The sequence below is a fragment of the Ktedonobacter sp. SOSP1-52 genome, assembly GCF_016587395.1.
On sequence record NZ_BNJH01000003.1, the window covers coordinates 495,356 to 509,354 of the forward strand.

At 50.8% G+C, this 13,999-nt stretch carries 12 protein-coding genes and 1 pseudogene; 3 read left to right on the plus strand and 10 right to left on the minus strand.

Features of this window, described 5'->3' with window-relative positions; all coding sequences use genetic code 11:
* Nucleotides 1-222 precede the first annotated feature (222 nt).
* The 4 genes from JMJ16_RS27760 to JMJ16_RS27775 form a co-directional block, all read right to left on the minus strand.
* A complete protein-coding gene (locus JMJ16_RS27760; protein ID WP_201386854.1) occupies nt 223-642 on the minus strand; it encodes a hypothetical protein in 420 nt (139 codons plus the stop codon).
* Nucleotides 643-775: 133 nt separating this feature from the next.
* Entirely contained in the window at nt 776-2,248 is a 1,473-nt protein-coding gene (locus JMJ16_RS27765; protein ID WP_201386856.1) for a hypothetical protein, read from the minus strand.
* 40 nt (nt 2,249-2,288) lie between these two features.
* On the minus strand, nt 2,289-4,247 hold the full coding sequence (locus JMJ16_RS27770) for a glycosyltransferase (protein ID WP_201386863.1): 1,959 nt from the start codon (nt 4,245-4,247) through the stop codon (nt 2,289-2,291).
* Between the two features lie 403 nt (nt 4,248-4,650).
* Entirely contained in the window at nt 4,651-4,845 is a 195-nt protein-coding gene (locus JMJ16_RS27775; RefSeq protein ID WP_201389171.1) for a transposase, read from the minus strand.
* Between the two features lie 578 nt (nt 4,846-5,423).
* On the opposite strand from JMJ16_RS27775, the gene JMJ16_RS27780 reads away from it, so the two are divergent.
* Nucleotides 5,424-6,785, plus strand: coding sequence for a serine/threonine-protein kinase (locus JMJ16_RS27780; RefSeq protein WP_201386870.1), 1,362 nt, complete (start codon nt 5,424-5,426; stop codon nt 6,783-6,785).
* 257 nt (nt 6,786-7,042) lie between these two features.
* On the opposite strand, the gene JMJ16_RS27785 is transcribed toward JMJ16_RS27780, so the two are convergent.
* Nucleotides 7,043-8,104, minus strand: coding sequence for an NAD(P)/FAD-dependent oxidoreductase (locus JMJ16_RS27785; protein ID WP_201386871.1), 1,062 nt, complete (start codon nt 8,102-8,104; stop codon nt 7,043-7,045).
* A gap of 322 nt (nt 8,105-8,426) precedes the next feature.
* Nucleotides 8,427-8,840, minus strand: coding sequence for an Rrf2 family transcriptional regulator (locus tag JMJ16_RS27790; protein ID WP_201386872.1), 414 nt, complete (start codon nt 8,838-8,840; stop codon nt 8,427-8,429).
* A gap of 119 nt (nt 8,841-8,959) precedes the next feature.
* Between JMJ16_RS27790 and JMJ16_RS27795 the strand changes: the two genes are divergently transcribed.
* Nucleotides 8,960-9,199, plus strand: a complete 240-nt coding sequence (locus JMJ16_RS27795; protein ID WP_201386873.1) for a bacteriocin leader domain-containing protein — start codon at nt 8,960-8,962, stop codon at nt 9,197-9,199.
* A 176-nt stretch (nt 9,200-9,375) separates the two neighbouring features.
* Entirely contained in the window at nt 9,376-9,951 is a 576-nt protein-coding gene (locus JMJ16_RS27800) for a hypothetical protein (protein WP_201386874.1), read from the plus strand.
* Nucleotides 9,952-10,016: 65 nt separating this feature from the next.
* Here JMJ16_RS27800 and JMJ16_RS27805 read toward each other — a convergent pair whose 3' ends face one another.
* From JMJ16_RS27805 to JMJ16_RS27820, 4 genes and pseudogenes are all read right to left on the minus strand, one after another.
* Nucleotides 10,017-10,316 carry a GNAT family N-acetyltransferase gene (locus JMJ16_RS27805; RefSeq protein WP_201386875.1) on the minus strand — a complete coding sequence of 100 codons (300 nt, stop codon included), beginning with the start codon at nt 10,314-10,316 and terminating at the stop codon, nt 10,017-10,019.
* A complete protein-coding gene (locus tag JMJ16_RS27810) occupies nt 10,252-10,527 on the minus strand; it encodes a hypothetical protein (RefSeq protein WP_201386876.1) in 276 nt (91 codons plus the stop codon). The genes JMJ16_RS27805 and JMJ16_RS27810 overlap by 65 nt, the downstream gene beginning before the upstream one ends.
* A gap of 662 nt (nt 10,528-11,189) precedes the next feature.
* Nucleotides 11,190-11,685 (minus strand): annotated as a pseudogene (locus JMJ16_RS57300) (alcohol dehydrogenase catalytic domain-containing protein); the annotation flags it as partial.
* Between the two features lie 459 nt (nt 11,686-12,144).
* Nucleotides 12,145-13,689: a sialidase family protein gene (locus JMJ16_RS27820; RefSeq protein WP_201386878.1), complete on the minus strand. Its 1,545-nt coding sequence runs from the start codon at nt 13,687-13,689 to the stop codon at nt 12,145-12,147.
* Nucleotides 13,690-13,999: the final 310 nt, after the last annotated feature.

Below are 13,999 nucleotides of genomic sequence, written 5' to 3' on the forward strand. Positions count from 1 at the left end.
GAAAGGGAATCAAATAGCATGGCAACAGTTGTACTACTTGGTACTCTTGATACACAAGGACTTGAGTACGAGCACTTACTTATGAGGTAAAACTCGTTGCGCATCCCGTGGGCAGATCCGAAGAGTCGATCATGATATTTGCAGTTCATAGAGCAATGCAGCCGTAAGTAGTTCATCCACCACAGTCAATGTCGGTCAATGTCAGGTTCATTAACCTCGCGCTCAGCGCGATAGCAGCGCCAAAGCTCTTCTACATATGGCAGCACCACGCCCCCGGTTATTGTCGCCACGACCTTGCTTGTCAAGTTGGGCACGCCTGATCGTCTCATACGAAACACCATAATCCTCGGCTACCTTCCGCAGAGACTCCTGGTTCTCAATAATACGGCGTACCACATTTGGCCATTCCGAAACGGGAATTTTCCACTGTGGCGTGTCCAGACTTGGGCGGCGTTGAGAGAGAGAAACCACTCCTGGATTCTCACGTGCCTGGTCAAATGGGGTACCAGATTGGGCATAATCAGCACTTGGTTTCGGCGTATAGACGAGAATATCACTGCGACCAGAAAACAACATCTCAATGGGGATCAAGGCCAGGGGCGACCGGTGGTTCGCCGCCCGTCGGTTCGCTGTTGGACCCAAGAAAAGCGCCAGAGTTAATCAAGACTCTGGCGCTTTTGTGTTTCCGTCACCGTTGGAGTACAATAAGTGTTCCGGCGGTTTCTTCGCGTTCTATGATTTCCTTCATTATCCCTGTCGGTTTTAGGATAAGCTCTTATTGCTTAAATTGCACCAGCAAGGCCCCCATTGCAGGTACGGTCAATGTTACCTGTCCTTGATTGGCAATTGTATCCCCTACGATTTCATCTTTGTGCTGCGCATCAAATTGCCAGATCGTTCCTTTCCCGCCAGAGAGTAATGCTGAGAGGTTCACGTGCATTCTTATGCTCTCTTTTTTTCCCTGATTCGTCACAAGAAAATAGGTCGTTTCTTGTGCATCCTTCGTCGTTATCGCGAACAAATTGGGATTGTTGACGGTGCTTCGATAGGTCAGGCGGCATCCTTGTAGGGCGCGAATCGCCATCCGCATCGCGTAATAATCGATTCGTTTCGTTCCGTTTGCACTGATCAGGCCAAAGGGAGTGTGACCATAATCATACAATGAGAAGATGTTACTTCCATACACATAGTCTTCCCCCGGTTGTGAACCGCGCATCAGGTTATTCATGAGGGTGATCCCCATTGGAGGGGAGTCGTATTTGTTGTTGGTGGCGTAACTGCCCCACTCGGAGATCCAGACTGGGTCATCGGGCCGCCCAAGAGCGTTTAACCATCTATGGGCTTGCCTCACATACGCACTCATATCCTGATTATAGTCGTGTATGTCCAGGCGGTCAAATAGATCAGTGGCTTTTTGAAGCATGGCATAGGGCCAATCGCTTCCAGTGTTGGTTGCCGGGGCATAGATGTGGTAGGTGCGTCCTGGGAGATATGTTTTATAGACAAAATCAATGGCATCATGCGTGTATTGTAACAACGTGACATACTGGTCCTGGGTGCCAGCCCAGCCCTGCGAGAGCAGGTTGGGTTCATTATGCATCTCAAAATCGTCAACGTGATAGTTATTGCGTACATTGAGCCAATAGACGGTTGCAAACACGTGCTCCCACCATTCATTCCAATCCGCTTGCGTCTTTGGAGGATTGGGGGACCAGGAAGGGTTGTGTTTATCATCTCGATTTCGTAACGTTAGAATGGGATGAATACCCGCGGCTTGCAAGTCCTCAAAAATGGTACGGGCGTTGCCGTGCCAGAGGGGCTGATCATGTGTCCACCAGTAGTCACTGCCATCAGGTGGGTTAGTCATAGCCGTATCCCATGCAGCCCAATTGATGATATTGGGGTTGGCCTTGATCTGATCGATGGTTGGCGTTCCGTAACTGGAGCTATCGTTTTGGGCTTCCCAGCGAGGCATGCCACCATAAATATGATAAGAGTTAATCCCTAGATCTTTGAGATCTGAGATCTGGAAACGGCTACTGCCCTCTACCGCACCAATAGAACAGGTGCTGTGGCCCCAAGGCGTCCCATTGACAGTAATGGTAGATACCGAAGGATCAACGACGGGGGGCGCGGTTGGCGTCATCGCTTGTTGTACGTCCGGTTTGGTCGGAAATGGAACACAGGCAGTCAGTAGCAACAGAATCCCTTGCAGTTTTAACAGATTGTACCAAAAAGAGGCTTTCACGAGCTATCCCTTTTCTCGACTCTTCTCTTCTCCCTTGATCTTATCGGGGTACGAAGAGATTCCCTATTTCAGATGCATGAATTTGAAGGTCAATGAGCAGGCAAAGCGTGACACAAAATCCCTGCCACAGCGACCCCTTTATGGCGAACACTGTTGCTCCCAGGCCATAATATCGATTGTCGTGAATGTGTCCGATAATGCTTATCCATATTAATGCAGTATAAAAGAAGATATTCACTGTCGCGAACCACTGATAGGTATGTCCTTTCCCGCCTGGGAGCATCAAAGCGCAGAGGCAGGTAAGGAGAACAATCAATGTGTAGGGGAGGAGCACGCGATTTGGTAACGGTTTGATCTGGTTGCGTCCTTTTGGAGTCACACGGAATGAAAGCTCTCTCTTAAGTAGGGTACTGACTATCGCATGTAAAACGCCCATAAGCGTCCAGGGCCAACAGATCATGGGAAAGAGCCAGGTCTCCCAACTCAGTACCTTGGCATTGATTGGACGGAACCATCCCTGGTATTGAATCCAGAAGACAATCAGTAAACAACTGGCGGTCGTTCCTGTAAAATGCAGGAGGAAATCGAGGTAGTTCACATTGGCTAATGGTGTTTGGATTGCCAGCGCAAGGAGAGGTAGGAGACAGATAAGAAGCATATTGATACATGATAATGGATACCATAACTGCGCAAAGAGGAACTGCGCTCGTAATTTCAACGGTAAGTTGTTCCAATGGCGCGGTGTTAATGTCAGCAGTAACTTGGTGAGACTCCGGCTCCATTGAAACTCCTGTGTTACGCTATCAGCAAGGCATTCAGCGCCATCACCGTGCGCAAAGGCATTGAACGCAAATGCGCCGCGCCACCCATAGGCATTAAACAGGAACGTAGTCGAATGATCTTCAGCTAATTCAGGGCCCAGTCCTCCAATGTCTTTGAGCGCCTGCGTTCGCACTGCGTAATGGCTGCCGATACAGAGGGGAGCAAAGCCATTGCTGTAGCCTGCCTGCATGGCACCATGCAAGCCTCCTTCGGCATAGAGCCGCGCTCGGGCAGGCCAGGAGGAGGCTGCATTCGCGTCACAAATGCTTGGCGCCGCGACATACCCAATAGCTGGATCACCAAAAGGGGTGATCATATTGAGAAGGTAGGTCGGTTCTGGTACATGATCTGCATCAAGTTGTACCACAAAGTCGTAGAGACGATAACCACAGGTATCATAAAAGTACGAGAGATTTCCCTCTTTGCTCTTTTGGCGGCGCGGCCATATGGTATTCTGATATCCCGGCATATTTTTGCGACAGGATATCCATATCCCATGGGCAATACACCATGCCACAATCTCCTCTGATGGATCTTCATCTGCCAGCCATACATCAAAGGTGCGGGGAAATGTCTGCGCCTTCATGGCAGCCAGCGTCTTTTCAACGACAGACCAGGGTTCCGATGGTGCTTTGGTGACAACCATTGCAATCTTCCCAGGAGGCACTGGCAACGACATATCTGGTTGACGCATGCGCGAGACAAAAAAGAAATAGTAGCCAGGGAGGAGGGTTGACCAGAGCAGGACCAGACTGTTTAAGATCATTCCAAAGGGCGTGACAACATGTTCTGGGCGGAGCCACCACGTCCAGAAGAAGACCAGGGAGCAGAGCCAGATACCAATCAACAGCAGGTAGATACGTTTCTGCTGCGTATTCATGATCGCTGTGGTATAAGAGACATACTTACGGCCCACTTGCTGGAGGTGGGTCTCCTCAAATACCCTTGGTGTCTGGGGTGCTACTTGATGATGAGCTGGCTTCACAGAACGGCGTTTCTGTTCTCGATGAGAGAAGGCATTTGAAGCCTTAGGGAGACGGAGGGTGTTAATAAGCTCTATAGTCACACTTGGTATGCGATGTGTCTCTGATGCCTCTACCTCGTTGTGTGGACGTTGTTGTTCCCTGACTGACTCATCAACTTGCATGGCAGCTTTTTTGTTCCGAGGGGGTAGCATGAATTGGCGTTTTCCTCGTGTGCTCTCTTGCGATTGCACATATAACGCAGTTGGCTCGTCAGGAGGAGGGAAGGGAAAGACAGTATTCATTGTATCACGGACCTTTTCACAAGAAAATACTAGAGTATCAAGCAATTTCCCGAAGGGGTCAAAAAAGAAAAGATTCATACATTAATGTGCTTCAATGAGAAGAGCATTGCCTTTGTGAGAGAAGCTAAATGTAACGGAGTAGAGAGAATAAGGCATACATCGATGTTTTTTGTAATTTGTACGAGGTACGAATATCTTTCCTTCTCATTTTCATATAGCTATTATTAAGTATATAACATTGATGATAGTATAATCGATAGTTCGAAGAAATGGAGTGTTTCTAGGTAGAATATCTTCCTGATCGGGAATCTCATCAGACTTTACGAATAAAATGACCATGTTCCCATGGAAGAAACCGATCACAGGCGGTAGAACTCGCGCCCATTTCACGGGAGCAGGCATTCCATGGAATGCCTGCTCGTAAGATATACACGACGGTAGCAAACATCTCTTGATCATCGGCTGCTGGTCGCCCTTCTTTGGGATGGGGAGGATGAGCAGGAATCAGAGGGCGGACACCTTATAAAAATCCCCTGCATACTAGGGTAGGAAAATCTCTGGCCTTTCCTATCTATACTAGCATCCAGAAAGAACAATGCGTCTGATAGTTTCATAAGAAACATCATACTCTATTGCAACTTTGCGCAGTGGTTCTTGGTTCTCAACAATACGGCGTACCACATTCGGCCATTCTGAAACGGGAATTCAGCAATAGAATGATGTATCCAGGGGGAAACTGGTCGCATACCCCTCGCGCCATTCCAACCTCTCCCCAAACTTCAACATCTCACTTTGTTCTGGTTCACCAATATATTTATCTCTGCAAATAAATTGACAATACCTGTTGCCCGTGTCTGGGGCAAGGCCAAGAAAACTACTAAAGTAGATACTACTATACCTCTTCTCATCAGTACTATTTGGTTACCCTTGCATCATGAAAGCAATCGTATATGCTATATTTTATCTGTACAATTTATGAACATATTCTCATGTTTTGCTTGCTGGCGAATGAATGTGCTCCATGCCCTCTTCGTCCTGAGACGAGCTTTTATTTCGAACCACTTTAGTATGATGAGGTTTTGCTAGATGGATCAAATATTTCATGAGTATCAACTTGTGACAGCACTTGCCAGGAAGACAGCGAGTACTCTCTACCTCGCCCAGTCCATTACCGATCCTAATGAAAAGGTCATTATTAAGTTCTTTCACACTCTTGATTCCAACGTTGAGCAAGAGCGTTTCCAGAATGAAATCGACCAGATCTCCCAATTGCGCCATTCCTTTATTCTCCCTCTTCTCGAAGCTGGGATCGATGAAGAGCGCCCGTATTTGATAAGCGCATATGCATCTGGGAACTCATTACGTCATCGTATGATGGCCTTCACTCCTGACCCCTTCCCTTTTGACAAAGCAGTCGCTACGCTTGTACGAGTGGGACAGGCTCTTGCATATGCTCATACGCAAAATATCATGCATGCAAACATCAAACCTGAAAATATTTTCTTCAATATCCAGGAAGAGGCACTACTGGCCGACTTTACGCCTTTGAGCCTCATAGAAATGTATTTATCTACCTCTCGGATTGATCTCTTGCATGTGCATTCTGTGCCGCCCGAACAATTTGAAGGTATCTATAGCAAGCAGAGCGATCAATATGCACTTGGATATCTGGCCTATGAACTGCTGACCGGTCAATCCCCTTTTCCTCCTGGAGACTCAACGACAGAAGAGACTTCGAAGTCTCCCACCCCACTCACTCACATTGTCCCAGAACTCCCTCAGCATGTCGATGTAGCGGTGCTCAAAGCATTGGCAAAAGACCCGCTTGAACGTCATGAGAGCATTCAAGCTTTTCTCGAAGCACTCACGGCTTCTTCTTGGGATAGGATCATGACCACATTCCCATTAGCGACGATGTCATCCTCAACTGGAAATGTGTCTCAGATTCCATCCATGAGCTTCGATGGCGAGAGTCTTGCGCCCTCAGAGAGTGAAGTCACGGCAAAACGTCCCGCTTTGGGGAGAACACCTACTCCTTCACCTCCTCAAAGCAGAAAAAGAGTTGCAATAGGGGTGGGGGCAGCCCTTGTTCTGGCATGTTTCCTGCTCCTGGGTATGGGAGTTCTGCCTCGCTTGCTTCTCTCGTCAGACGTATCAAAGCAGAGCTATCACCAAGGAATACCAACCCCGTCAGCAGGCTCAGCTACAACGACAGCGGCACAGGTGACACCTACCCCTCAATCATCACCTCAACCAACTGTGACCGCTACTCAGACTACACCATCACCTACGGTAGCGCCGCCTACCGTCGCGCCATCGCCTACCGTCGCGCCATCGCCTACTGTGGCGCCATCACCACCATCCCAACCCAAGCCAACGCCCAGGCCGACATCAGTTCCAACCCCCACTCCAACTCCTTGTCGATGTCTCCTCCTTTGTTCGTGTTGACCGTTTCGACAGAAAGGGTGTGTAAAGAGAGGAGGTAAAATGCCTAAACCAGGCATTTTACCTCCTCTCTTTACACACCCCGATCAGCGGACACCATGTTTACCTGCTCTATGTCAGAGATAATCAGCCGAGGATGTGTGAGAACATGCTCCTCTGCCGTTCTCGACCATGAGTAGCAGCGTTGTGGGAGAGATGGCGCGTAGCATGGTAAAGGCCTGATCCAGATTTAGGTAGTGCTCTTCTCAGAACTGCTCGGTCTAGCTGCTGTCGCCCTCACGTTGAAGCGCACCATTGATCGTCGATCTTTCTTTGCTTTCTCTGATTCGTCTGTGAGCGCGGAAGGCAGCCACATCGTGGGCCGTGTCCTCTGCGATCAAGTCGGCGTTGATTGCGGCTCCGGCCTTCAGGCCTGTGGCGGCTGCGGTGATGACCTGAGCGAGTGGGTCGGAGACGTTGCCTGCGACCCACACCCCCGCAACAGTGGTGGCACCGTTGGCATCGGCGGGAACGTAGCTGCCGAAGACGGAACCGGCGATCTCCAGGTCGGTTGTTCCCAGCCCCAAGGTGCTGAGTACCTCGGCGCGTGCTGCGAAACGGGGCGAGACCACGACAGCCTGGCGTGGAACAAACTCGCCGGAGCGTAGCCGTACCCCGGTGAGTCGGTCGCCGTGGACTTCAAGGGCCGAGACCTCACCTTCGACGACCGTGATGCCACGGGCAGCCAGTTGCTCGGCTTGCTCTTGGGACAGGGCGGGCGAGGTATGCTGAAACAGGATCACGTTAGCGCTCCACTGTCGGAACAGCAGTGCCCCGTGAACTGCCATCGGCCCAGTGCCAAGAATGCCGAGAGCCTGATCACGTACTTCCCAGCCGTGACAATACGGGCAGTGCAGCACGTCACGCCCCCACCGCTCGACTACCCCCAGTATGTCGGGCAACTCGTCAACCAGCCCGGTCGTCACCAGGAGCCGCCGTGCATGGACGCTGCCCCCATGGGGCAGTGCCACCCGGAAGCCGACGTGGTCGCCCTGGCTATTCAAACGCTCGACCGCGGCGACATCACCAGCAATGATCTGACCTCCGTAACTGATCACCTCGGCGCGACCAGCGGCCAACAGTTCCGAGGGCGTCATTCCGTCGCGCGATAGGTAATTGTGTACATGAGCGGCCAAAGCGTTGCGGGGCTGGCCGCCATCCACCACTAGCACCGAACGTCGCGCACGCACAAGCGCTAACGCTCCACTCAATCCAGCGGCTCCCCCTCCGACAACCACCACATCGTACCTTTCGCCTCGGCCCAAGGCTGCTGTATCAACCATCGTTTCCCTCTCTTTTTTAATCGTAGACTTTAGAGACTCACAAAATCCAGAATAAGCATAAAAAAAACAGGCCTCATCCTTGTCAGGAGTGTGTGCGTTCTCATGATCTATACCTCCAATATATTCGACCAATGGGCATTCTTTTCAAGAAATGCAATCAACTGGTCAACCAATTCAACCAGCTCAGGACAAGGCGAGCATGGAAACCTGTTATTCCACTGCCGATCATGGCCCAGCCAACAGTCATCGGATCAACGCCGTCTTAAAAGTCATTGTAGACTCTTAATATCTACAATGAAGCCAAAAAAACACGCAGGTGCGTTCACACAAGCGCATTCACATCGCCTACTTGTCCAACCAATTCAACGAGCTTTCGCTCTTTAAGATACGCTTCCATCTGCTGTTCTGCCTGCGTCATCACCCCCTGAATTAAGCACCCTTGATGATCTTCACCGTCATCACAATGAAACAGGGAGGCTGTCCCTTCAATGGCGTGAATCACTTCTAAGAAAGAAAGATCTGCTTTGTTTCTCGTCAGCTTGTATCCTCCGTTGATTCCAGGAGTAGAGGAGATTATGCCCGCCTTCACAAGCTTGGTCAAAATCTTGGAGAGATACGTTGGGGAAAGCCCTTGAAGTTCTGCCAATTGCTGGACACCGATGGTTGTTCCTTGAGGGAGTGCCACCATATACAGCATGGTATGGAGCGCATAATTGGTCGCTTGTGAATACTTCACACCTCTTCCCTTTCTATTGCAGACTCATTGAGTCCATAATAGATCTTTCAGAGGATGATGTCAAGCTTCTCAATCTCTAATGGTCTCTTTTGTGTATTTTATCGCTGATAAGTGGTACCATGCGACTATATATGTTCCAGGAGTTGACCGATGAGGATCTAGATCAAGCTGCTGGCGGTTCCGGTCTGTTTGGTGGTGTCGTGGGCTCGGTCTTGAATACAGTCAACGGCACCGCATCAAATGCCACGACGACGGCGACGTCAACAAGCCTCCCTCTTGCGACTGGTGGTGCGAACGTTGGCGTGCAGACTCCAGCCGGTAGCGTGAACCTTGGTCTTGGCACTGATCTCGGCCTCTAGCAGCGCAAAGATCGATGGAACGCAGGGAAAACGTCTAGGCGTTTTCTATTTGCTCTGTCATATGATCTCTCAAATGCGGCTCTGCTCGTAGTCACTGGGAAATGCATTGCGAGCAGAGTTTCTCCAGCCGGTTGGTAAGTTGCTCGAAGCACTTACCAACTGGCGCTCATTTTACCATGTTTTCTATGACCTCTTCAAATCGTTCGATTTTTCGTGAAGATGCTTATAAGCGGCATCTTCAGAAGCAAAAACAGAGCATTATCCTACGCCTGGCGACACCTCCCGTGTGGATGTTTGCCTGGCTGCTTTTGCTCTGTTTCCTGGGAGCCAGTCTCCTGGCGTGGAGAACGCAGGTCCCAGTTTTCGTGGGAGGGCAGGGGATTTTGACGCGACAAAACTCCACACATGGAGCGATCATCGTCGCGGTGCTCTTTGTGCCAGTGAGCCAACAAAAGCAAATCCATCCCGGTCAAGCTGTCGAATTACGTGTTGGCCCAAAGGCGGCTTCTTTACGCGGTATCGTTGCGTCTCTTGAACCACGCGTGATGAGTCCTCTGGATCTACGCACTCGTTTTCAGCTTCAAGGTGAAAGCGCGTCGATGGTTGCCGAGCCTTCCGTCACGGCGGCTCTACGTCTTGATGCTCCTCTCTCAGCCAATCTCTACGCAGGGAGCACCTTTTCAGCTCGTGTCCAGGTGGGATCACAGAGTGTGCTTTCCCTGTTGCCTGGCCTCAACCAACTCGTTTCGTAGTTGGATTAACCCAATACCAACTGTTTCTCTCTGTACGACCACTTCAAGGGTGAGTAGGCCATTTCCTATGCGCCTTTTTTCACTACCGGGAGGATACTATACTCATAGGGGGATGCTGTGCTTATGGAAGAACACACACCAAAGGGATAGTTGTCCCGGAACGCTCCCACAAACAGAGATGGAACCATCTCTTGTTGAAAGTGCTCGGCGACAGCCCGTATCAGATTCCGCCCAATGCCCATGCGATGGTAATCGGGCAAGATATACATGGTTTTCAGTTCACCCTGATAGGCCTGGTAGCTAGGAGGTCGTTTTCCTGCTAATGCAGCGAGAGCATAGCCGACAACGGTGCCATTGAACCTCATGGACTGCTTGCTCACGCGAGAGCGTTGTTGCCGCGCTGGCGTGGGGGGGGCGGCCTTCAACACCGCTTTTATCGAGCGCCTCAATGCCACCTTCCGTCAACGCCTGGCGAATTTGACTCGTCGCTCTCGTCATGCCGCTCATCGTCTCAAGACGCTTGGGATGGGCATGTACCTGATCGGATACACCTATAATTTCTGTTTTGTGTATCATGAGTTGAGAAAACCTTCACATCTGGGTTTTCCCTTGACCTCTGCTATGGTTGCTGGACTCATTGATTACGTCTGGAGTGTGGTTGAACTCTTGAGTTTTCGCATCGCTGTTCTTTTGCTCCTTTGCCCTGGGTTGAGCCAAAGAGACGAGGCAAACCTAAGAAGCCCGTTGTTTCGGACAAGGATATGCGCCAATGCGCCCTGTTTCGTTTGCGAAAGGGGAACTTATGCTCCTCCACCGCTTAGTGGAGCCCTACCGACAAGAATGCCCCCTTGCTCTTCACTTTACGCATAAAACAGGCCAGATAAGTGAAATACAGCAAATGAATCATTGAAGAAAAACTGACCGGAAAGTGACCGGTGTCTGTCCTGGGAAATGGCTGGCTTTTCTTCTACACTCTTGACCGTAAGAGGTGGTTTTACCATCTTAGTTGTTTTACAGGCAAGGAGAAACATGTCATGCGAAACGCTTTGAAAATATTGCTGTGCGGTGCACTTCTTATGGCAGCACTGTTCTCATTCAGCGCCTTTACCTCTGTACCTTCAGCACATGCCGCGACAACAGGGATGAATCCTCATGCCATGCCAGCAGGGTTTAATGGGCATGTCGTATCAAATACCACGATGTCACCTTCCTATACCTGCCCATTACCGGTGATCTACGTGATAGCCCGTGGGAAAGATGTCCGCGAGCAGGGCAAAATCGTCCTCGAACTCGTTGCCTCCTGGCAGCTTTAAGGCATTAAAGTCGGCAAAGGGGATACGCAGGTACTCAGCCTGTCCACCGGTATAGGGTCCCATCGCTACGTAGCCATATGCGCCTCCGGCGAAACCGGGATTAACCGTCAGACAGTAACCTGTATAGCCACGCTCACAGTTCTTGCAGAAACCACAGGCTACATTGAAGAGGAGCTACCACGCGATCACCCTTTTTGAGCGTAACCACAGCGGAGCCTATCTCTTCCACAATACCCATATTCTCGTGTCCAAAGACAATACTAGGCTTGGCTGCGGTACGTCCCTCGTACATATGTAGATCGGAGCCGCAAATGCATGTCGAGGTAATGCGAATAATCACATCATTGGGATGCTGAATCTTGGGATCATGGACCTGCTCAACCTCAACATTGAAGGGTCCTTTATAGACAACAGCTCGCATAAAACCTCCTCCGGTCACTGAACACCTGTCTCGCCAGAGAGACACACGCCCTTGAATGCTTGACTACTTCAAGCACCAATAAAAACCAGTCCAAAGCACCGAGGAAAGAACAGCCATGACTAACCTTCGACCATGTCCAACAAGGCAAAGGGAGAGCTTATCCGCCAACATCTATTTTTAGTATACGTCGCAACGAACAAGTTATTTTCCCTCTTCCTCTCTCTGTTCATGAGCTTCATCATGCCACACGTTCTTTCCTAGAGCAATTTGGCGTCTATCCATTCATGCATGTATGGGGACATGTGCTCCTGGAACGTGAGCAACACTGTGAAATTCGCCACCGGAACCATCTTTGCACGCTTCGAGGAAGAGGAGCGATCAGGCACATGTCCGCCTCGCCTTCTGTATGTGGGGCGAGGCGGACATGCCTGGGTTGATATTGAAGAGATTTCTGTGGAATTAACTCCCCATATGATAATTTTTCCCTGATGTTCCCCCAGCAGGAGCAACTTTGGGTGTCACAGTGAGTGTCTCACAAGCAATTGATCCCCCCGTTACAAACACGCTACCACTGTACATGGATTGATGAAGTGTCGTGCCTGTAGGTGCAGTGGCGACCGGAAAGGCCGAGACTGCACGATTGTTGGCAATCGAGGCGGAGATGTAGTCCCCGGTCATATAGCCGTATTCCGTGCTTGCCCACCAGGTTGCGGTCGTTGGGCCTGCCAGGGTCTGGTGCTGGCTCCAGGTCGTACCACCATTGGTGGACATTGCCAAGCCCACATAGATCTGGCAGGTCGCGGCAGCGCAACTCCCTGCATTGGCCCAATAATAGTAGGTTACAGCCAGGTGCGCTTTGCTGCCTGCTGTATTGCTATCGACAGCCAGGGCCGCCGTGATATGTTCGACATCGCTGCCGATCGCATCGAGGGGGATGCGTTGCAAAGGCGTCCAGGTGATGCCGTCAGTCGAGGTAGTGAGAACAATATCGTCAGTGGAATCGCCGGTTTCATTGGCAAGACAGTTCGCCTCAAAGTAGCAGCCCGCCCAGACAAGGTAGACCTTTCCTGATGCATCAATTTTTGCGGAGGGCAGGGATCCTCCTCGATAGAATGGAGCTGCCGTGCCGGAGTAGGTGGAAGGGGAGACCTTGACCAGATCAGTCCAGGTCGCACCGCCATCGGTTGATCGATAGGAATAGATGCCATCGGCTCCCGTTGTCAGATCATAGCCATAGATGGGGACAATGACATTGCCACTGGGTTGCACAACCGGCTGCCCGCCCAGAGCGGAGAAGGATTGGCTCGCTGGGCTCACTGGCTGCGACCAGGTGAGGCCTCCATCATTGGAGGAACTCATGAGAATCTGGCCATCCGCATTCCCATTATCCCATTCCTCATAACAGCGACCATAATACGCGCTTGTTGGATGATTGTCGCAGACAATCCAGTCCTTATCGAAGTAATCACTTGAGCCAGTAGCGGCGACGAGCACCGGATTGCTCCAGGTGAGCCCATTGGAAGAGCGACTGACCACCACAGCGGTACTCCCTGAAGAGCCCTGGAATTGGGTTTTCGCGGCCAGGACAGAGAGCAGCCAGATATGATGGGCCTGATCATAGACCACGACTGGATTACTGGCTCGAGCATAGGAACCGTCAGCAGCAACCGTCAGGCCAGATAATGTGCCTCTTTTCCAGGTCAAGCCAGCATCAAAGGAAGTTGCCCAGCTAATCCCCGAAGCCCCGCCGTAGGTGGCAAAGCGTCCACTCTGGAACGCGGCGACAACGGTTGAGCCGTAAGAGAACGTACTTGGCTCAACCTGCGTTTGATGCTGCGAGGTGGGATTGGTGAAAAGATCGCTGCTGATCTGCTGCGCAACGGGAGAAGCCGCCAGTGCATGTATCGGGCGCAGGGCTGCAAAACTCAGACCCGCGATGAGCATGAGTGTCGTGACAATCAGGAACGGTATATGATCTTTACGAGGGAGAGACACGAAGTGCATTGGTTCCATCCTTTTCTCTTGAAGAATTCCCATAGAGCCACAGTTATCCTGGGGCGCGGCTCTATCCTGCGGTAGGTAGGAGGGAGTAGTCGCCACATGGGTTTATGAGATGCAGCGGCACTGCAAATGAGCGCTCACCACCATCCACCTATTACATAATCGCACAGGCAGCCTTTTTGTGACATTTTTGAGTACTCAGTCTCTGGAAACACTCTTTTTCTCGGCTTGAGCAGCAGTTGAACGCCTTGTCATGACCGAGAGCATGGTCTCTCGGCTAGCTTGCCATCTTTCCTCTGTAGTGACTTTCTGT

What these genes read in the sequence shown, in the direction of transcription:
- JMJ16_RS27800 (WP_201386874.1), top strand. Translation starts at nt 9,376, where the DNA reads ATGTTTTCTATGACCTCTTCAAATCGTTCGATTTTTCGTGAAGATGCT.
- JMJ16_RS27795 (WP_201386873.1), top strand. Translation starts at nt 8,960, where the DNA reads ATGCGACTATATATGTTCCAGGAGTTGACCGATGAGGATCTAGATCAA.
- JMJ16_RS27785 (WP_201386871.1), bottom strand. Translation starts at nt 8,104, where the DNA reads ATGGTTGATACAGCAGCCTTGGGCCGAGGCGAAAGGTACGATGTGGTG.
- JMJ16_RS27780 (WP_201386870.1), top strand. Translation starts at nt 5,424, where the DNA reads ATGGATCAAATATTTCATGAGTATCAACTTGTGACAGCACTTGCCAGG.
- JMJ16_RS27805 (WP_201386875.1), bottom strand. Translation starts at nt 10,316, where the DNA reads ATGAGGTTCAATGGCACCGTTGTCGGCTATGCTCTCGCTGCATTAGCA.
- JMJ16_RS27770 (WP_201386863.1), bottom strand. Translation starts at nt 4,247, where the DNA reads ATGCTACCCCCTCGGAACAAAAAAGCTGCCATGCAAGTTGATGAGTCA.
- JMJ16_RS27820 (WP_201386878.1), bottom strand. Translation starts at nt 13,689, where the DNA reads ATGCACTTCGTGTCTCTCCCTCGTAAAGATCATATACCGTTCCTGATT.
- JMJ16_RS27810 (WP_201386876.1), bottom strand. Translation starts at nt 10,527, where the DNA reads ATGATACACAAAACAGAAATTATAGGTGTATCCGATCAGGTACATGCC.